An 18391-nucleotide genomic window follows, 5' to 3' on the forward strand; every position below is an offset into this window, starting at 1 on the left:
ACCTCGTTTCCTTCCCGATTACTTCTTGCTTGCGGCGTAGCGCGCCTTGGTCTCGGCGTTCATGGGATAGAGGCCCGGAAGCACCGCGCCGTTGTTCACCTCGTTGACGATCCAGGCTTCCATCCGCTCCTGCTCGACGCCCTCATTGAGCACGTGCTCGAGCATCGCCTGCGGGATCAGCACGCAGCCGTCCTGGTCGGCGACAACGATGTCGCTCGGGAACACCGCAACGCCGCCGCAGCCGATCGGCTCGCCCCAGCCGACGAAGGTCAGGCCGGCAACCGACGGCGGCGCGGCATAGCCGTCGCACCAGACCGGCAAGTTGGTGCCGAGCACGCCCTCGACGTCACGCACGACACCGTCGGTGACGAGTGCGGTGACGCCGCGCTTCATCATGCGCGCGCACAGGATGTCGCCGAAGATGCCGGCGTCGGTGATGCCCATCGCGTCGACCACGGCGATGCAGCCCTCCGGCATCGCCTCGATCGCGGTGCGGGTCGAGATCGGCGACGACCAGGATTCCGGCGTCGCCAGATCCTCCCGCGCGGGCACGAAGCGCAGCGTGAAGGCCGGTCCCACCAGGCGCGGCAGACCCGGGCGCAGCGGACGCGCGCCGCGCATCCAGATGTTGCGCAGGCCCTTCTTCAGCAGGACCGTGGTGATGGTGGCAGTGGTGATGCCGGCGAGGGTCTTGCGGGCTTCGGGGGACAGCGACATGGAAACAGACGAGCTCCGGATGGGCGGGAAAGAACGCGCGCATCTTGCGGGGTGCGGGCCTTGCGTCAAGGGCCAAGAGGATACCAACCATGCAGGGCCGCAGCGCAGTTATGCGTCGCGATAACAAGGCTTTATCGCCTCCCCCTGCATTAATTTATTGGACTTGCGGGCGCATTTACGCGAAGCAGGAACGAGCGGAGCTCAAGGCCGAGCCCGCGTATCTCCAGAAGCCCGATTTCGACAGCCCATGTCCGCGACGCTTCCCCCGCCCCGCCTTCTGCCCAGTGGCGACAGCGCCGTCACGGTCGAGTTCAGCCGTACCATCGACGACGACGCCAACCAGCGCGTGCTGGCGCTCGACAAGGCGCTCGCAGCAAGCTCGATCGATGCCATCACCGAGTCCGTGCCGACCTATCGCTCGCTGCTGGTGCATTACGATCCCGGCAAGATCGACTTCGACGCACTTGGCGAAAAGCTGCTCGCGCTCGCCAGCCAGCCGCTGCCGCCAGCCACTAAGGCGCGCCGCTGGCGTATTCCCGTCGCCTATGGCGGCGAGCACGGCATCGACCTCGAGGACGTCGCGAAGGCGCTGAACACCACACCCGGCGACATCGTCGCGCGCCACGTCGCCGGCGACTACAAGGTTGCCATGATCGGCTTTACACCGGGCTGGTCCTATCTCAGCGGCCTCGACAAATCCCTGCAGATGTCGCGGCGGCAGAATCCGCGGCTGCTGACGCCTGCCGGCACGATCTCGATCGGCGGCATCCAGGCCGGAATCCAGTGCCTGGCAGCGCCGAGCGGCTGGCACCTGCTCGGCCGCACACCGGTACGGACCTATCAGCTCCACCGCAATCCGACCTTCCTCACCGAACCCGGCGATCGCGTGACGTTTTTCGCCATCGACGACAAGACGTTCGAGGAACAGGACCGCGCCGCCGAGGCCGGCGAGATCATTGCCGAGCAGGTGGTCGCATGAGCCGGCTCGTGATCGCCAGCATCGGGCCGGCAAGCTCGGTCCAGGACGGCGGACGCCATGGCGCGCAACGCTATGGCCTGACGGTCAGCGGAGCGATGGACCGCATGTCGCTCGCGGCGGCGAACACGCTTATCGGCAACGAAGCATTCGCAGCCGTTGTCGAGGTCGGCCCGTTCGGCGCCGCCTTCACCGCGCGCGACGGTGCCGTGCGCGTCGCGGTTTCAGGCGCGCCGCGCAATGCGGACGTCGCGGGAAGTCCGGTCGTCATGGACACATCGGTGACGTTGAAGGACGGCGAGACGCTGACGCTGGGCTTTGCCCGCGGCGGCGCGTTCACTTATCTGGCGATCGAAGGCGGGATCAAGGGCGAGCCGGTGTTCGGCAGTCTCGCGGTCAACGCCCGTGCCGGGCTCGGCAGCCCCTACCCGCGCCCGCTGCAGGCCGGCGACGAGTTCACCGTCGATGCCGCAAGCGGTGCAACGGAACTGCGCATCGAATTGCCGAAGCCATCGAACGGTCCGATCCGCGTCCTGCTGGGACCGCAGGACGACGAGTTCGACGACGCCAACAAGGCCCTATTCCTCGACAGCGAGTGGAAGATCTCGGCGACCTCCGACCGCATGGGCTACCGGCTGGAAGGCCCCGCGATCAAGCATCTGCATGGCCACAACATCGTCTCCGACGGAACGGTCAACGGCAGCATCCAGGTGCCCGGCAACGGCGCGCCGATCGCGCTGATGATGGATCGCGGCACCTCCGGCGGCTATCCGAAGATCGCGACCGTGATCACGGCCGATGTCGGCCGTCTCGCGCAGACCTCGGCAGGAACGGCGTTCCGCTTCAAGGCGGTCAGCATGGCCGAGGCGCAGGATGAGGCAAGGAAATTTGCGCAGCTGATCCGTAACCTGCCCGATCGCCTGCGCTCCGCCGACACCGTCGCGCTCAACATCGAAGCGCTCAGCGATGCCAATGTCGCGGGCTATGCTGTCAGTGCCGTCGACGCCGGGACCTGGCAGGTTGCGGACGAGCCGTAAACGACAAGACGACCAGAGACGGAGAGCACCCCATGAAGACGATCGATCTCAATTGCGATCTCGGCGAAGGTTTTGGCGCGTGGGAGATGGGCAACGATGCCGCCATGATCGAGCTGGCGAGCTCGGTCAACGTCGCCTGCGGCTTCCACGCCGGCGACCCCGATATCATGCGCCGGACGGTCGAGCTGGCGAAAGCGCGCGGCGTCTCCGTCGGCGCGCATCCCGGCTATCGCGACCTGCACGGCTTCGGCCGCCATCCGATCGCGGGCCTGAAGGCCTCCGAGATCGAGAATCTCGTCGCCTACCAGATCGGCGCGTTGCAGGCGATCGCGACGGCGGCCGGCCACAAGGTGACGCATGTGAAGGCGCATGGTGCGCTCTCCAACGTCGCCTGCGAGGATGACATGACCGCGAAGGCGATCGCCGCCGGCATCAAGGCGGTCGATCCGAGCCTAATATTCGTCGTGCTCGCCAATTCGAAGCTGGTGAAGGCTGGCGAAGCCGCCAATCTACCGATCGTGCACGAGGTGTTCGCCGACCGCGCCTATGAAGACGACGGCAATCTCGTCTCGCGCAAGAAGCCCGGTGCGGTGCTGCATGACGCCAAGGCGATCGCCGACCGCGTGGTGCGCATGGTGCAGGACGGCGCGGTGGTCTCGGTCACGGGCAAGGTCATCAAGATGCGCACCGACACGGTCTGCATCCACGGCGATACGCCCGGCGCCGTCGACATCGCGCGCGGTCTGCGGCAAGCCTTGAAGGACGCTGGGATCGAGGTCGCGCCGTTCAAGCGCGGGGTGTGAGGCTCGCTCGGTGCCGTAGGGTGGGCAAAGCGAAGCGTCCCCACCAAAATCCGTCCTGCCTGCTGAGAGGGTGGGCACGGCGCAAGCGCGCCTTTGCCCACCCTACGAGAGCTGCGAAGACTCGTTAGAACGGGTGCACCGACAGCGTGCCGAACACGATGGCGGCGATGACCGCGAAGGCGCTGTACATCGCGGCATGATGCACGCTCGCACCGGTCCGCCGCGAGAGCGAGCGCGCGTAGAAGTGCAGCCTGGCTTCCGCCGATAGTTCGCGCATGGTCGATCTCCAACGCCCCATTTGCGGGATTATGAGGGATCAACGGGGGTGGCGGGCAAGAGACCCGCGGAAATAGCGATGCGGGTTCTCTAAAAACCCTGCATTGCAGGAGCAAATTCTCCCCACCCCCGAGTTCCGAGAATCTTATTCGTTCAAATCCGAGCCAGTTGGAACCGGCCCGGATGACGGCAGGATGACAGCTAGTAGACGTCAGCCTGGAAGCGGCCGGTCTTCTTGAGTTCGGCGACAAAACTGACGGCTTCGTCAGTCGAACGCGCCCCGAACTGGGCGACGATATCGACCAGTGCACGTTCGACGTCCTTGGCCATGCGCTTGGCATCGCCGCAGATGTAGAGATGCGCCCCCTCGGCGAGCCACGTCCACAGCTCGCGGCCGACCTCGCGCATGCGGTCCTGCACGTAGAACTTCTTCTCGCCGTCGCGCGACCAGGCCAGCGACATGCGCGTGAGCAGGCCCGAGGTCTTCATCGCGTTGAGCTCCTCCTGGTAGAAGAAGTCGCAATCGCTGCGCTGATGGCCGAAGAACAGCCAGTTCTTGCCGGGCGCACCGGTCGCCTTGCGGTCGAACAGGAAGGCGCGAAACGGCGCAATGCCGGTGCCGGGGCCGATCATGATGATCGGCGTCTTCGGATCCTGCGGCAGGCCGAAATTGTGCGCCTTCTGCACATAGACCTTGAGCTTGTCGCCCTCGGCGATGCGCTCGCCGAGGAAGGTCGAGGCGACGCCGATGCGCTTGCGCTTGCCAATCACGTAACGCACGGAATCGACCGTCAGCGACAGCTTTCCGGGCGTCGCATTGTGCGAGGACGAGATCGAGTAGAGCCGCGGCTGCAGCGGCTCCAGCGCCTCGACGAAGGCTTCGGGATGCGGCCGCGTGCCCGAAAACTTCTGCAGCGCCGCCATCACGTCGAGCGTGGCGGCATCGCCATCGGGGTCCTCGCCCTGCGCCAGCGCCCGCGCCCTCTCGCGCTGCGCGCCGCCGGTGATGAAGGAGAGCAGCTCGAACAGCGTGTCGGGCGCCGGCGACAGCGAGACGTCGTCGATCAGCACCTCGCGCAGCGTCTTGCCATTGACCTTGGTGGTGTGGGAGGCGCCGAGCAAGGCGATGACCTGGTCGACGAGACCGAGCTCGTTGCGCGCGAACACGCCAAAACTGTCACCGACGACATAGTCGAGCTTGCTGTCGGAAAGGTCGAACTCGACGTGATAGGTTTCCTTCTCCGACTTTCCCTTGTTGAGAAGACGGCGCGACAGGAAGGTCGCCGCCACGGGGTTGTCGCGCGAGCGGCCGGGCTCGGCGATCGTCACGGTCACGGCGGGGGCCGCCACCGCGTCGACCTTGTCGGACGCCTTGGCCCCTGGCGCCTTGTCCAGCTCTTCATGCAGCGACTTCAGCATCCGCGCGGTTTCCTTTCCGCCGGGGACGCAGAGGTTGAGCCGCGCTTCACTGCGGCTCGCGATGGCCTCCGAATAGTCGTGGCAATTGTAGCCGCATTGCCCGCAATCCTGCTGCGCCATCGCCGCCATCATCTTGCGCCGTACGGGACGGCCTTCGGCGAGCTTCATCCGATCGGCGATCGGCATGGTCTGGTCGTGCCACGGCGCTTCACCGTCGTCACCGTCACCGGCCTGCATGACAGCGGCGCCCTGCTCGGCCGACAGCGGCGTGGCCGCCTCAGGCGACAGCAACCCGGCAAAGAAGCCGTTCAGCCAGGAGCGTTGCGCGTCGGAGAACGGAGCGCTCGTGGGAATGATGTCGAGTTTGGGCGGAGGGCTGATCTGGTTCATGAGGACACCTCGGCATCGGCAAGCTTGCGCAGCGTCTCGCCGTCGTGGCGACGCGCAAAGGACAGGAAGGTTTCGTCGGGAGCGGAGCGATGGGCGATATAGGCCTTGAGCAGTCCTTCGACCGTCTTCGGCGCGTCCTCCGCCTTGAGGTCGTGGTAGACCTCCTGCCCGACGTCGGCGTCAGGACCGAACCCGCCGCCGGTGAAGAGATGATAACCCTCCACCGTGTCCTCCTCGTTGACAGGCACGCGCGCCCCGATCAGGCCGATGTCGCTGATGTAATGCTGGGCACAGGAATGGTGGCAGCCGGTAACGTGGATGTTGACCGGCTTGTCCATCTCGACGCGCGGCTCGCACCAGTCGCCGATCTCGGCAGCGTGGCGCTTGGTGTTGGAGGCGGCAAAGCGGCAACCGGCATTGCCAGTGCAGGCGATCAGGCCGGCGCGGATATGCGACGCCTCGACCGCGAGCCCGATCTGCTTGATCGCCGCAATGGCAAGCTCGACATTCTCGTCACGCACCCCTGATATCAGCAGGTTCTGCCAGACGGTCAGACGGATCTCGCCGTCGCCGAGGTCCCGCGCCACCTTGGCGAGGCCCCTCATCTGATCGCAGCTGATCTTGCCGAGCGTCAGCGACACGCCGATCCAGTTCAGGCCGTCCTGCTTCTGCCTGTGCACGCCGATATGCGCCATGCGGTCCGCGGCCGGCCGTGGCGCAAACGCCTCTTCCGGCACGCGCGCGAACGGCGTCTTCAGCCGTTCCTCGACCAGCTTGATAAAGCCATCATGGCCCATGGCGTCGAGCACGTATTTCAGCCGCGCCTTGTTGCGGTTGGTGCGGTCGCCGTGCTCGATGAAGACGCGCACGATGGCGTCGGCAACAGCGGTCGCCTGCTCCGGCTTGACGATGATGCCGGAGTACCTTGCGAAATCCTTGTGACCGGTGATGCCGCCGAGGCCGAGGCGGAACCAGATCCCGGGCTCGACGCCGAAGCCGTCCTTCACCTCATACGCCGTGAAAGCGATGTCGTTGGTCTCTTCGAGCACGGCGATCCTGCCGGCACCGTCGAAGGCGACGTTGAACTTGCGCGGCAGGCCATACAGTGAGCGATCATTCAGGATGTGGTAGTGCCACTCGCGCGCATAAGGGCGCGTGTCGATCAGCTCCTGCGGATCGATGCCCGCCGTCGGCGTTCCCGTCACGTTGCGGATGTTGTCGGCGCCGGAGCCGCGCGAGCACAGGCCGAGGTCCTGAATGCCCTCGATCAGCTTTACGGCGTTCTTCGGCGGGATCTCGCGAAGCTGCAGGTTGGCGCGCGTCGTGACGTGGCTATAAGGCCCGCACGTTTCATCGGTGAGATCGGCAAGGCCGGACAGCTGCCAGTGCTTCATGATGCCGTTCGGAATGCGCAGACGGCACATGTAGGAGTCCTGCGTCGGCGCGACGTAGAAGATGCCGTAATAGCGCCAGCGGAAGTTGTCCGCCGGGCTCGGCGGCGTATTGTCGAGCGCCTGCTGACGAAGACGCGGATACGCGTCGAAGGGATGCTCGTCGCGCTTGACCTTCTCCTGGTCGGCGAGCTTCTTGCCCGCGGCGATGACCTTGTCCTGCGCCTTGATGTGCACGGCATCGGGACCGGTCGGCTCCGCGTTCGCCTCGCCGGCGCCGCCGCCGAGTCCGCGACCGACGCGACTGATCTGCAGACCGGTCGTGAAGCCTTCGAGGTAGCGTTTCTGGTCGTCGGTAAAGTCGACTGAGACGGTGTCGATTTTCATGGTCAGTAACGAAGCTCCTGCGGCCACCGGGGTGGTATCGACGGAAAGTGCACGACCCGCGAGGAGCTCGGCTGGCTCGATAGCCGGCTGTGCGCCCAACGGTCCGATCAGCTTCGTTGCTGGGGACTTGGCTCAGCAGGCATCTGTGACAGGCTGGCCGCACTGCAACATTCAAGTTGCGTGCCAGCTTCGGCGAAATGAAAATGTGTGAGGTATCAGGCGGTTAAGGGCGCCCGTGGGAACTCTGGCCTCTGGAACTCTTATGAAATTCGAGCAGTCGGCCTAAAATTTAGACTCGGATCTCCAGCGCTCAGAAACGATGCAGACCCGAATCACGCCCTCCAGCGGCCCACCTCGAAGGCTTCAAGATGCCCCCGAATATTGCCGGGATCGAAAGCGGGGCCGGCGAATGCGCCGAATGCCGCGGGGGCCTGGGCGGGCGGCCGGCGGCCGAGGGCGCCGTCGTAGAGATCGGGCCTGAACACGGCCATGGCCGTCTTGACCCCGTCGGGCGTCAGCGTCGTCTGCCCCCAGCGCACCATCTGCGCATAGAGCCAAGCAGCCTGGACCGGATCGGGGCGCCCTGCTTCCTCGCGTCCCACCAGAAGGTAGCTGCCGCTCTCGCGAAAGGTGCCGTCCGGCGAAATCTTGAGGCGTCCAGTGAGGGTGCGCTGGATGACTTCGGCATCGACGCCGATCCGCTCCGGCTGCGCCAGGATTCGCGCCGCTTCTGTGCGGTTTTCCGGATGCTCGATGAACTCGGCGGCTTTCACCGCCGCGCGCACTAGGCTGGCGACCACGTCCGGATTCTTGTCGGCCCAGACCTGGCGGAGCGCCAGCACCTTTTCCGCCGCATGGGCCAGGATGTCGGAGACGAAATGCAGGATGTGGCCGATGCCGAGATCGACCGCGATCGAATTCCAGGGCGCGCCGACGCAGAACGCATCGACATGTCCATTGGCCAGACTGTCGACCATATAGGGCGGCGGCAGCACCACCAGCCGCACGTCCTCCTCGGGATCGACGCCGGCCGCCGCCATCCAGAATCGCAATTGATAATTGTGGGTCGAGAACGGGAAGGTCATGCCGAAGGTCAACGGGTCGGCCCCCGCCTTGCGCCGTTTGGCGACCACGCGCGCCAACGCTTTTGCCGTGGCGAGCGGATCGAAGCGGTCGCCGTCGATCTCCTCCATCAGCGCGGCATGAAGCGCCGGCGAGACCGTGATCGCATTGCCGTTGATGCCGAGATTGAAAGGCGCCGCGATCGGCACCTTGACGTGGCCGAGACCAAGCGAAGACGCAATCGCGACGGGCGCAAGCAGATGCGCGGCGTCGAACAAGCCGATATTGAGCTTGTCGCGGACGTTGGACCAGGAGACCTCGCGGACCAGTTCGACCTCGAGCCCTTCGGCCGCGGCAAATCCCTTGTCGACGGCAACGATCAGCGCTGCGGCATCGACCAGCGGAATGAACCCGATGCGGAGGGGAGCGGTCATTTCAGCATCTCCGACGCGGTGATGATCGACTGGGCGATCTCGCCGATTTTCTTCTTCTCGCGCATCGCAGTGGAGCGCAGCAGCACATAGGCCTCGTCCTCGGTGAGGCCTTTCACCTTCATCAGGATGCCCTTGGCCTTCTCGATGACCTTGCGATCCTCGAGCTGCGACTTGGTGCGCTCCAGTTCCTCCTGGAGTTTTGCGAAGGCATTGAAGCGCGACACGCAGAGGTCGAGGATCGGCTTGATGCGCTCCTTCCTCAGCCCGTCGACGATATAGGCGGAGACCCCCGCCTCGACCGACGCCTGGATCGAGGATGAATCGCTCTGGTCGACGAACATCGCGATCGGCCGCTTCACGGCGCGGCTGACCTGGAACATCGCTTCCAGCACGTCGCGGCTGGGGTTTTCCAGATCGATCAGGATGATGTCGGGATCGACCGCATAAATACGGGCGAGCAGGCTCTGCATCTCGCGGATATGGACGATCTGCGTGAATCCGGCCTCCCGCAACCCTTCCTCGAGGATCGCAGCCCGGATCGGGCTTTCGTCGACGATCACGATTTTGGGCGACTGTTCGGCGCTCATTGCTCACTCACCACCAGTGATTCATCCATAGCATGCCCGCAGGCCATGCAAAGGGTTGTAATTATGGGCAATTGGGACTAGCTCAACCCTGTCAATCAGGCAGATTTGGATATGGATCAGACGGCTGCGCCCAAGGTCAGCTTCGTGTCGCTCGGGTGCCCCAAGGCTTTGGTGGATTCCGAGCGCATCATCACGCGCCTGCGCGCCGAGGGCTACGAGCTCGCCCGCAAGCATGACGGGGCCGACATCGTCATCGTCAACACCTGCGGCTTCCTCGACAGCGCCAAGCAGGAATCGCTCTCGGCGATCGGCGAGGCCATGGCCGAGAACGGCAAGGTGATCGTGACCGGTTGCATGGGCGCGGAACCCGAGCAGATCGAGCAGGCCTATCCCGGCGTGCTCTCGATCACCGGCCCGCAGCAATATGAGAGCGTGCTGGACGCCGTGCATCGCGCGCTGCCGCCCGCCCACAATCCGCATCTCGATCTGGTGCCGCCGCAGGGCATCAAGCTGACGCCGCGGCACTACGCCTATTTGAAAATCTCCGAAGGCTGCAACAACCGCTGCACCTTCTGCATCATTCCAAAACTGCGTGGCGACCTCGTCTCACGTCCGGCCAACGACGTGCTGCGCGAGGCCGAGCGCCTGGTCGCTGCCGGCGTCAAGGAGCTGCTGGTGATCTCGCAAGACACCTCGGCCTACGGCGTCGATCTCAAATACGCCGAAAGCCCGTGGAAGGATCGCCAGGTCCGCGCCAAGTTCATCGACCTTGCGCGCGAGCTCGGCGAGCTCGGCGCCTGGGTGCGGCTGCAATATGTCTACCCCTACCCGCATGTCGACGAGGTCATCGCGCTGATGAACGAGGGCAAGGTGCTGCCCTATCTCGACATCCCGTTCCAGCATGCGAGCCCCGAGGTGTTGAAGGCGATGAAGCGCCCGGCCGCGCAGGACAAGACGCTGGCGCGCATCAAGCGCTGGCGCGAGCAATGTCCCGATCTTGCTTTGCGCTCGACCTTCATCGTCGGCTTTCCCGGCGAAACCGATGCCGACTTCGCCTATCTGCTCGACTGGCTGGACGAAGCCGAGATCGATCGGCTCGGCTGCTTCAAATACGAGCCCGTCGCCGGCGCGACCGCGAACGCGATCGAGAACCCCGTGCCGGAAGAGATCAAGCAGGAGCGCTATAATGCGCTGATGGCGCGCCAGCAGAAGATCTCTGCGCGCAGGCTGAAGCGCAAGGTCGGCACCCGCCAGCAGATCATCATCGACGAGGTCGGCCCGACCGTCTCGAAAGGCCGCTCCAAGGCCGATGCGCCGGAGATCGACGGCGCCGTCTACCTGTCGAGCCGCCGCCCCTTGCGCGTTGGCGAGATCGTCACCGCGAAGATCGAGCGCGCCGACCAATACGACCTGCACGGCAGCGTCACGGGATTCTGATCTTCGGCTGTCACGGCCGGTGCAGCCACGATCTCGCTGCAAGCTCTCCCGCAAGCGGGAGAGGTCGCGAGCCGTCGCTAAGCTACGGCAACATCACGCCCGCCGTTCGCTTCTCCCGACGCCTGCTGTTCGTCGCGTGCGGCGAACACTTCCTTGGCTGCGAACAGCCCGTTCAGCGCCGCCGGGAAGCCCGCATAGACGGCCATCTGCATGATGATCTCCACGATCTCGTCGCGAGAGAGCCCGACGTTCAGACCTGCCTCGAGATGGACTTTGAGCTGAGGCGCGGCATTTCCGAGCGCCGTCAGCGCGGCGATGGTCGCGATCTCTCGATCGCGCAGGCCAAGGTCCGGGCGGCAGTAAATGTCGCCGAACGGAAACTCGATCACGTATCGTGCGAAATCCGGAGCGATGTCGGCGAGTGAAGCGACGACCGCTTCACCAGCTCTGCCGTCAATGCGTGACAGGGCCCGCTGGCCGCGATCGAAGCGGCTTTCGTCTTGTGTTTGGGCGTGCGTCATTTTCCTTCGTCCTCTGTTCGTCGCTGGCATAGCCGGCGATCTTGGTATCAAGGACGAGCAGGCATTCCTGGAGCTCGGCAATCTGCGTGCGTACCTGTTCCCGGTGGACTTCCAGAATCTGCCGCCGGCTTGTGCCGGTAGCGTCGCCTTCATCCCGAAGCGCCGCGTAACGCAACATGTCCCGGATCGGCATTCCCGTGGTCTTGAGCCGCCCAAGGAATGCGATCCAGGTGAGGATCGATGCGTCAAAGTCGCGCTGGCCGGAGCGATCCCGGTCGGCGTATGGAAGCAGCCCGATGCGCTCATAGTAACGCAGCGTGTGCGTCGACAGGCCGGTCCGTTTTGCGAGGTCGCCGATCTTCATGTGTGCCCGTTCTCGTACTGACGCACGTACAGATACCCCTTCGAGCGCGCTCTAAGTCAAGGGGGATCGAAGGTGCAAAGATTTCGGCGCGCCGGCTGGGCGGCAGCGTCGCGGCACTCCGAGCTTCAGGATCCCGCGAGCCATTTCGGCACCCAGCGCTCCGGCCGCGGCGCGCGGGCGAGATCGGCTTGCGCCTCCGACAGCTTCGCAGGCTCGCCGTCGATGGTCGGGCGCACATCGTATTCGAAGTTCGGCATCACACGGCCATCGGCATAGAGCCCGAATTTCATCGCGTACCACAGCCCGAGCTCGGGCTGCGCCTTCCGCATCTCCTCGCGCAGATCGCGCAGCAGGGATTCGATCGCGCCGGCTTCCTCGAACGGTTGCGGTCCGCGCGACCGGACGCGCGCCTGGTATTGCCTGCCGACGATCGCGATCTCGAAGCTCGTCTTGTCCCAGGGCTTCTTGCCCTTCGGCAGATGCGCGGCGAGGCGCCAGCCGAGTTCGGCCATCAAGCGATGATTGGCCCAATAGTCTTCGCGATCCCGGCTCCATTTTTCCATGAAGCCGCGAAAGTCGGGCAGCTCCGACGGATCGTCATCGGGCGCCACCATCTCCCCGCTCAGCCGTCCGGTGAGCCACTCCGCGAGCTCGACCGTCTGGCATTCGACCTCGTCGTGCGGCTTCAGATCGCTCCAAGCCTTGTCGAATTGTTGCGACGTCAGTTTTGCGAGCAGGCCGTCGAGACTGGGCGCCAGCAGCTCGTAATCGCCCTCGGAGCCAAGCCCCACGATCGGCGGATTGTCGCGGTCGAGACCCGCGCCATACCAGCCGCCAACCGCAGAGCCATCCGGCAGCCGCATGAACAGCGAAAACCTGTCGCGCAACGGACTGCCGTCGACAATCGGCGCCTGATCGGAAAACTGGCCTTGCAGCGAGAAGCAGCCGACGCTGCCCCAGGGCCGTCCTTTCAGCCAGCCGGCGAAGTCCAGCAACAGCGGCGGCGCCTCGATACCCGGCGGAAACGCGCCGCGAATGCTCTCGAGGTCGATCGGATAAGGCGTCTCGGACAAGGCTTAAAACTATCTGGTTGGTCCCGCCCCTCTTGGTCCGAACCGTCATGCGTTCGGTTCGAACCAATTCGCGTCCTGTGATCACAAACGCGCTAGAGACGTAATGGTTTCCAGGCGCGCATCTTTCACCTGCCCATGCACACTGCGCGTGTGTCTTGGAAAGCGCCCGCTTGACAAGCCCCGCCATTCGCATGTATTGCCGCGCCCCATGATCAACGCTCGGACCCATCAGCGCACCGAAATGCTCCGCCGTCGCTTCCGCGACGATGAGAGGGTGCGCCATGTCCGACGACGCCGCTGAACCACTGAATTCAGCGTAAGTTTTCGAAAAGGCCGCACCCGCAAGGTGCGGCCTTTTTGCTTTTCGCGCGCCCTTTCCACCCGCCTCCAGAGGAGTTCGACATGACCAACGCCACCCATCCGTACGACGCGTTGATGGACATCACCGCTCGGCCCAAGGCCGTGTTCGTCCGCGGCGCCGGCTCCTACCTCTGGGACGACAGCCGCAAGCGCTATCTCGATTTCGTGCAGGGCTGGGCCGTCAACTGCCTCGGCCACTCCCCGCCCGCGATCGCCGACGCGCTTGCCGCGCAGGCCAAGCGGCTGCTGACGCCGAGCCCGGCCTTCTACAACGAGCCGAGCCTGAAGCTCGCGCAGGCACTTGTCGCAAAAAGCGCGTTCGATCAGGTGTTCTTTGCCAACTCGGGTGCGGAAGCCAATGAGGGCGCGATCAAGCTCGCGCGCAAATATGGCAGCATCCATAGAGGTGGCGCGTTCGAGATCATCAGCTTCGAAGGTGGCTTTCACGGCCGCACGCTGGCGACGATGTCGGCCTCGGGCAAGAAGGCCTTTGAACCGCTGTTCGAGCCGAAGGTCGCCGGCTTCAAGAAGGCGAAGCTCAACGACATCGCGTCGGTCGAAAAGCTGATCAACGACAACACCGTCGCTGTGATGCTCGAGCCGATCCAGGGTGAATCAGGCGTGTGGCCGGCGTCCGATCAGTTCTTGCAGGAATTGCGTGCCCTCACCGACGCGCACGGCCTCCTCTTGATCTTCGACGAGATTCAGACCGGCATGGGCCGGACCGGCAAGCTCTTCCACTACGAGCACACCGGCATCGCGCCCGACATCATGACGCTCGGCAAGGGCATCGGCGGCGGCGTGCCGCTCGCAGCCCTGCTCGCGACCGAACGCGCGGCCTGCTTCGAGCACGGCGACCAGGGCGGCACGTTCAACGGCAACCCGATCATGTGCGCGGCGGGGCTTGCGGTGCTCGACGAGGTCAGCAAGCCGGACTTCCTGAAGACGGCGACCGAAACCGGGCTGCTGCTCGAAAGCGAATTGCAGAAGGTCTCGGCGCGGCACGGGCTCGGCGAAGTGCGTGGCCGCGGGCTCCTGCTCGCGCTCGACCTCAAGCTGCCGATCGCGCCCGGCATCGTCGCGCAGGCGTTCGAGGCCGGCGTGCTCCTCAACGCACCGCAGGTCGACACGCTGCGCTTCATGCCCGCGCTCAACGTCACGAGGGCCGAGATCGCCGAGATGATCGATTGTCTCGACGGGATCTTGACCAGGGCCGGCGCGGCACGGCGGGTGGCCTAAGCTCGTCATTGCGAGAAGCGCAGCGACGAAGCAATCCAGACTGCCTCAACGGAAAGATTCTGGATTGCTTCGCTTCGCTCGCAATGACCTGAGTTACGGCTTCAAGATCGACGCGCCCGTGGTCTTGCGGCTTTCGAGATCGATATGCGCCTTGGCGGCGTCCTTGAGCGCGTAGGCATGGTTGATCGGCACGTGCAGCTTGCCGTTGATGACGGCAGCGAACAGCGTGTCGGCGCCTTCCAGCAACTCCTTGCGGGTGCCGATATAGTCGTTGAGCTTGGGCCGAGTCGCAAACAGCGAGCCGTGCGTGTTGAGCTCGGCGATCGAGAACGGCGGCACCGGGCCCGAGGCATTGCCGAACGAGACGAACATCCCGCGCGGCTTGAGGCAGGACAGCGAGCCCGGGAACGTCGCCTTGCCGACGCCGTCATAGACCACATCGCAACCCTCGTTGCGGCTGATCTGTTTGACGCGCGCAACGAAGTCTTCCTCGTTGTAGAGGATGACGTGGTCGCAGCCATTGGCCTCGGCAAGCGCAGCCTTCTCGCGCGAGCCGACGGTGCCGATGACGTGGGCGCCCATTGCCCTCGCCCATTGGCAGGCGAGCAGGCCGATGCCGCCGGCCGCGGCATGGATCAGCACGCGATGATGCGGTTCGACCTTGAAGGTCTTGTGCAGGAGATACCAGACCGTCAGCCCCTTCAGCATCAGCACGGCGCCCTGCTCGTGGGTGATGTGGTCGGGCAGCTTGACCAGCCGCTCCCAGGGGATGTTGCGCTCCCCGGTATAGGCGCCGAGATTGTGGTAGTAGGCGACGCGGTCGCCCGGATGGAAATTCGTCACGCCCGGCCCGACTGCGAGAACCTCGCCCGAGGCCTCGTTGCCGGCGATGAAGGGCAGCCCCGGCGCCTTGTAGAGGCCGGTGCGGTAATAGACGTCGATGAAGTTCAGGCCGACGGCATGCTGGAGGATGCGCACCTCGCCGGGTCCGGGCGCCGGAACATCGACGCTCTCATAGACCAGGGCTTCGGGGCCTCCGACCTTGTGCACACGGACGGCTTTGGTCATCGCCTGACCTCCTCTTCTCGCGGGGCCAGCGAAAGACATCGCGCCCGCCTTGTCAACTCGACGCCGGCTGGAACGCCTAGACCGACGGTTTTTTGCGGGTGTTCCTGCGGTTGCGCTTGGCCAGCACATTGAAGAACTCGACCGCCGCCGAGAACGCAATCGCGAAATAGATGTAGCCGCGCGGGATGTGGAATTGGAATCCGTCCGCAACCAACGCGACGCCGATCAGCACCAGGAAGGCCAGCGCCAGCATTTTCGTGGTCGGATGCTCCGCGACGAATCGCGACACCGGTCCGGCCGAAATGTACATGATGAGACAGGCGATCACGACGGCCGCGATCATGATCTCGATGTCCTGCGCCATGCCGATCGCCGTGATGATCGAGTCCAGCGAGAACACGATGTCGATGATCACGATCTGGACGATGACCCAGAAGAAAGCGCTACGAGGGGACTTCGCGTCGCCTTCGCCGTCATCGGCTTCGACCTCACCATGGATCTCGTGCGTCGCCTTCGCGATCAGGAACAGGCCGCCGCAGATCAGGATGAGGTCGCGCCACGAGAAGCCGTAGCCCGAAAACGAAAACACCGGCGCGGTCAGGCCGATCAGCCAGACCAGCAGGCTGAGCAGGATGATGCGGAAGACCAGCGCCAGTGCGAGCCCGATCTGGCGGGCGCGGTGCGCCTGCTTCTCGGGAATGCGCGAGACGATCACCGACAGGAAGATGACGTTGTCGATGCCGAGCACGATCTCGAGCGCGGTCAAAGTGAGGAGCGCGGCCCAGGCTTCTGGGCTGGTCAACAGGTGCATCATGCGAAGGATCTTGTCAGCCGTATTAATGCGTCGCTGAAGCTGATCCAGAGTGCGATCGCGCAGAGCACGACAGTCACGCCGGTGCCGACGCGGAAGTCCATCTGCAGCGTGTAGAAGGAAAGCAGAGCCCAGATGGCGATCAGCGACATCGTCAGCCAGCGCAGGCGCACGACGCGCACCGGATGCAGCACGTGGAACGGCACGAAGGTCAGCACCACCAGGCTTGCGACCAACAGCGTCGACAGCAGCGGCGGCCAGTGCAGCAGGAACAGATAGAACGCCGCCGCATTCCACAGCGCCGGAAAACCGCGGAAATGATTGTCGTCCGCCTTCATGCGCAGATCGGCGAAATATAATGCGCTGGTGACGATGATGGCGACGCCGAGCAAGGGTGCTGCGACCGGCAGCAGCAAGCCGCTGGCCACGATCGCATAGGCCGGAACGAAGACGTAGGTGACGAAATCGACCACGAGATCGAGCACGTCGCCCGACCAGTTCGGCTGCACGTCCTTGACGTTGAGCCGGCGCGCGATTGGCCCGTCGATCGCGTCGATGATGAGGGCGACGCCCAGCCATTGAAACATCGCCGCCCAGTGCTCGCGCACGGCCTCAAGCATCGCCAGCAGCGCGATCGCCGCACCGAACGCGGTGAAGATGTGCACCGAGAAGGCAGCGGCGCGGATCGCGGGCCTGGGCTTCAGGGAATCCTCTTGGCTGTCCATGGCTTCTGCTATCAGAATGACGCCGGTTTGCACATAAGCCATTGCGACGCCCGGTCGCACAATTCGTCATAAAATCAGGGCAATATGACTGGGCTTGAATTTGCCGCGGGGCGTGTCCAATGTCGTTCCATGACAGATGCATCGACACTCTTTGACGCGGCCGTGATCGGCGGCGGACCGGCGGGACTTAGCGCGGCCATCGCACTGGCGCAGGCGGGCGCACGGACCGCGCTGGTGGCGCGTCGCGTGCCCTATGCCGACAATCGCACCACGGCGCTGCTCGGTGCCTCCGTCGATCTGCTGGAGAGCCTCGATGTCTGGCCCCGCTGCAAGGACAAGGCGGCCGCGCTCGAAATCATGCGGCTCGTCGACGACACCGGCCGGCTCTTCCGCGCGCCTGAGGTCCGGTTCTCCTGCCATGAAATCGGCCGCGATGCCTTCGGCTACAACATCGACAACCGCTCGCTGATGCTGGCGCTGGAAGCGCGCGCGGCCGAACTGCCCGGTCTCGTCCGTTTCGACGACGAGGCCGAAACTGTCGTCATCGAAGCCGATCACGTCGCGATCCGCACGGCGGCTGCGCAATTTCTCTCGGCCCGCCTCGTGGTCGGGGCCGACGGCCGGCATTCGCTTTGTCGCGAAGCCTCCGGCATCGCGGTGACGCGGCGCGAGCTGACCCAGACGGCGCTGACTTTCAACGTCGGCCACGCGCGGCCCCATCGCAGCGTCTCGACCGAGTTCCACACGCCGCACGGTCCTTGCGTGTTCGTGCCCCTGCCCGGCGATCGCTCCAGCGTCGTCTGGGTCTCGGCGCCTGCGGAGGCCGAACGGCTTCGCGGATTGAGCGACGAGGAATTGTCCGCCGCGATCGAGAAGCAGTCGCATTCAATCCTCGGACGCATGACGGTCGAGCCGGGCCGCCATCTGTTTCCGCTGGCGATCGAACGTCCCAAATCCTTCGGCCGCGATCGCATCGCGCTGGTCGGCGAAGCCGCCCATGTGGTTCCGCCGATCGGCGCCCAAGGCCTCAATCTCGGCCTCCGCGATGCCGCCGACATTGCGCGGCTTGCGGGCGAGGCCATCGCGTCCGGTCAGGATCCTGGCGCAGCAGACGTGCTCAAGCGTTACGACCGGGCCCGGCGTCCCGACATCCTGAGCCGGACCTTTGCGATCGACATCGCCAACCGCTCGCTGCTCAACGATTTCCTGCCGCTCCAGCCGGTCCGCGCGGTCGGCATGCACCTGCTCGGCGCCATCGGTCCGCTCCGGCGTTTTGCGATGCGCGAGGGGCTGACGCCAACCTGGCGGAAGTAA

At 64.8% G+C, this 18391-nt stretch carries 18 protein-coding genes; 6 read left to right on the top strand and 12 right to left on the bottom strand.

The window, feature by feature from the left end:
- Positions 1–18: 18 nt before the first annotated feature.
- Complete coding sequence (locus tag N551_RS0110705; protein ID WP_027566983.1) at positions 19–717, bottom strand: ribonuclease activity regulator RraA; 699 nt, start codon at positions 715–717, stop codon at positions 19–21.
- A 247-nt stretch (positions 718–964) separates the two neighbouring features.
- Here N551_RS0110705 and pxpB point away from each other — a divergent pair, with 247 nt between their 5' ends.
- From pxpB to N551_RS0110720, 3 genes are read left to right on the top strand one after another with little or no spacing between them, the layout of a single operon-like run.
- Positions 965–1696 carry a 5-oxoprolinase subunit PxpB gene (pxpB, locus tag N551_RS0110710; protein ID WP_027566984.1) on the top strand — a complete coding sequence of 244 codons (732 nt, stop codon included), beginning with the start codon at positions 965–967 and terminating at the stop codon, positions 1694–1696.
- Positions 1693–2730: a biotin-dependent carboxyltransferase family protein gene (locus tag N551_RS0110715; protein ID WP_027566985.1), complete on the top strand. Its 1038-nt coding sequence runs from the start codon at positions 1693–1695 to the stop codon at positions 2728–2730. Before pxpB ends, N551_RS0110715 begins: the two co-directional genes overlap by 4 nt.
- A gap of 32 nt (positions 2731–2762) precedes the next feature.
- Complete coding sequence (locus N551_RS0110720; protein ID WP_027566986.1) at positions 2763–3533, top strand: LamB/YcsF family protein; 771 nt, start codon at positions 2763–2765, stop codon at positions 3531–3533.
- A gap of 124 nt (positions 3534–3657) precedes the next feature.
- Here N551_RS0110720 and N551_RS37850 read toward each other — a convergent pair whose 3' ends face one another.
- The 5 genes from N551_RS37850 to N551_RS0110745 form a co-directional block, all read right to left on the bottom strand.
- Positions 3658–3810, bottom strand: coding sequence for a hypothetical protein (locus N551_RS37850; RefSeq protein WP_007590908.1), 153 nt, complete (start codon positions 3808–3810; stop codon positions 3658–3660).
- Between the two features lie 200 nt (positions 3811–4010).
- Positions 4011–5618: a sulfite reductase subunit alpha gene (locus N551_RS0110730; protein ID WP_027566987.1), complete on the bottom strand. Its 1608-nt coding sequence runs from the start codon at positions 5616–5618 to the stop codon at positions 4011–4013.
- Complete coding sequence (locus N551_RS0110735; protein ID WP_027566988.1) at positions 5615–7396, bottom strand: NirA family protein; 1782 nt, start codon at positions 7394–7396, stop codon at positions 5615–5617. Before N551_RS0110735 ends, N551_RS0110730 begins: the two co-directional genes overlap by 4 nt.
- Positions 7397–7728: 332 nt before the next feature.
- Positions 7729–8892 carry a CmpA/NrtA family ABC transporter substrate-binding protein gene (locus tag N551_RS0110740; RefSeq protein WP_027566989.1) on the bottom strand — a complete coding sequence of 388 codons (1164 nt, stop codon included), beginning with the start codon at positions 8890–8892 and terminating at the stop codon, positions 7729–7731.
- Positions 8889–9479, bottom strand: a complete 591-nt coding sequence (locus tag N551_RS0110745) for an ANTAR domain-containing response regulator (RefSeq protein WP_007590901.1) — start codon at positions 9477–9479, stop codon at positions 8889–8891. Before N551_RS0110745 ends, N551_RS0110740 begins: the two co-directional genes overlap by 4 nt.
- Positions 9480–9590: 111 nt before the next feature.
- Between N551_RS0110745 and rimO the strand changes: the two genes are divergently transcribed.
- Complete coding sequence (gene rimO, locus N551_RS0110750) at positions 9591–10916, top strand: 30S ribosomal protein S12 methylthiotransferase RimO (RefSeq protein WP_027566990.1); 1326 nt, start codon at positions 9591–9593, stop codon at positions 10914–10916.
- Between the two features lie 77 nt (positions 10917–10993).
- Here rimO and N551_RS0110755 read toward each other — a convergent pair whose 3' ends face one another.
- From N551_RS0110755 to N551_RS0110765, 3 genes are all read right to left on the bottom strand, one after another.
- The gene (locus N551_RS0110755; protein ID WP_027566991.1) at positions 10994–11437 is read right to left on the bottom strand and encodes a carboxymuconolactone decarboxylase family protein; all 444 of its coding nucleotides are present in this window, start codon (positions 11435–11437) and stop codon (positions 10994–10996) included.
- Positions 11370–11801, bottom strand: coding sequence for a MerR family transcriptional regulator (locus N551_RS0110760; RefSeq protein WP_027566992.1), 432 nt, complete (start codon positions 11799–11801; stop codon positions 11370–11372). Before N551_RS0110760 ends, N551_RS0110755 begins: the two co-directional genes overlap by 68 nt.
- A gap of 125 nt (positions 11802–11926) precedes the next feature.
- Entirely contained in the window at positions 11927–12874 is a 948-nt protein-coding gene (locus tag N551_RS0110765) for a hypothetical protein (RefSeq protein ID WP_027566993.1), read from the bottom strand.
- 402 nt (positions 12875–13276) lie between these two features.
- On the opposite strand from N551_RS0110765, the gene N551_RS0110770 reads away from it, so the two are divergent.
- Positions 13277–14473, top strand: coding sequence for an acetylornithine transaminase (locus N551_RS0110770; RefSeq protein WP_027566994.1), 1197 nt, complete (start codon positions 13277–13279; stop codon positions 14471–14473).
- A 93-nt stretch (positions 14474–14566) separates the two neighbouring features.
- On the opposite strand, the gene N551_RS0110775 is transcribed toward N551_RS0110770, so the two are convergent.
- From N551_RS0110775 to pcsA, 3 genes are all read right to left on the bottom strand, one after another.
- Positions 14567–15541: a quinone oxidoreductase gene (locus N551_RS0110775; protein WP_027566995.1), complete on the bottom strand. Its 975-nt coding sequence runs from the start codon at positions 15539–15541 to the stop codon at positions 14567–14569.
- Between the two features lie 76 nt (positions 15542–15617).
- Positions 15618–16355, bottom strand: a complete 738-nt coding sequence (locus tag N551_RS0110780) for a TerC family protein (protein ID WP_027566996.1) — start codon at positions 16353–16355, stop codon at positions 15618–15620.
- A complete protein-coding gene (gene pcsA, locus N551_RS0110785) occupies positions 16352–17119 on the bottom strand; it encodes a phosphatidylcholine synthase (protein WP_027566997.1) in 768 nt (255 codons plus the stop codon). Before pcsA ends, N551_RS0110780 begins: the two co-directional genes overlap by 4 nt.
- An 87-nt stretch (positions 17120–17206) precedes the next feature.
- Between pcsA and N551_RS0110790 the strand changes: the two genes are divergently transcribed.
- Positions 17207–18391: a UbiH/UbiF family hydroxylase gene (locus N551_RS0110790; RefSeq protein WP_027566998.1), complete on the top strand. Its 1185-nt coding sequence runs from the start codon at positions 17207–17209 to the stop codon at positions 18389–18391.

The organism is Bradyrhizobium sp. URHA0013 (genome assembly GCF_000518345.1).
Lineage (GTDB): Bacteria > Pseudomonadota > Alphaproteobacteria > Rhizobiales > Xanthobacteraceae > Bradyrhizobium.

Bases quoted from the DNA above. Each gene is read 5' to 3' on its own strand.
- N551_RS0110730 (WP_027566987.1), bottom strand. From the start codon at position 5,618: ATGAACCAGATCAGCCCTCCGCCCAAACTCGACATCATTCCCACGAGC.
- pcsA (WP_027566997.1), bottom strand. From the start codon at position 17,119: ATGGCTTATGTGCAAACCGGCGTCATTCTGATAGCAGAAGCCATGGAC.
- N551_RS0110735 (WP_027566988.1), bottom strand. From the start codon at position 7,396: ATGAAAATCGACACCGTCTCAGTCGACTTTACCGACGACCAGAAACGC.
- N551_RS0110745 (WP_007590901.1), bottom strand. From the start codon at position 9,479: ATGAGCGCCGAACAGTCGCCCAAAATCGTGATCGTCGACGAAAGCCCG.
- N551_RS0110755 (WP_027566991.1), bottom strand. From the start codon at position 11,437: ATGACGCACGCCCAAACACAAGACGAAAGCCGCTTCGATCGCGGCCAG.
- N551_RS0110760 (WP_027566992.1), bottom strand. From the start codon at position 11,801: ATGAAGATCGGCGACCTCGCAAAACGGACCGGCCTGTCGACGCACACG.
- N551_RS0110720 (WP_027566986.1), top strand. From the start codon at position 2,763: ATGAAGACGATCGATCTCAATTGCGATCTCGGCGAAGGTTTTGGCGCG.
- N551_RS0110715 (WP_027566985.1), top strand. From the start codon at position 1,693: ATGAGCCGGCTCGTGATCGCCAGCATCGGGCCGGCAAGCTCGGTCCAG.
- N551_RS0110740 (WP_027566989.1), bottom strand. From the start codon at position 8,892: ATGACCGCTCCCCTCCGCATCGGGTTCATTCCGCTGGTCGATGCCGCA.
- N551_RS0110780 (WP_027566996.1), bottom strand. From the start codon at position 16,355: ATGATGCACCTGTTGACCAGCCCAGAAGCCTGGGCCGCGCTCCTCACT.
- N551_RS0110775 (WP_027566995.1), bottom strand. From the start codon at position 15,541: ATGACCAAAGCCGTCCGTGTGCACAAGGTCGGAGGCCCCGAAGCCCTG.
- rimO (WP_027566990.1), top strand. From the start codon at position 9,591: ATGGATCAGACGGCTGCGCCCAAGGTCAGCTTCGTGTCGCTCGGGTGC.
- N551_RS37850 (WP_007590908.1), bottom strand. From the start codon at position 3,810: ATGCGCGAACTATCGGCGGAAGCCAGGCTGCACTTCTACGCGCGCTCG.
- N551_RS0110790 (WP_027566998.1), top strand. From the start codon at position 17,207: ATGACAGATGCATCGACACTCTTTGACGCGGCCGTGATCGGCGGCGGA.
- N551_RS0110770 (WP_027566994.1), top strand. From the start codon at position 13,277: ATGACCAACGCCACCCATCCGTACGACGCGTTGATGGACATCACCGCT.
- N551_RS0110705 (WP_027566983.1), bottom strand. From the start codon at position 717: ATGTCGCTGTCCCCCGAAGCCCGCAAGACCCTCGCCGGCATCACCACT.
- pxpB (WP_027566984.1), top strand. From the start codon at position 965: ATGTCCGCGACGCTTCCCCCGCCCCGCCTTCTGCCCAGTGGCGACAGC.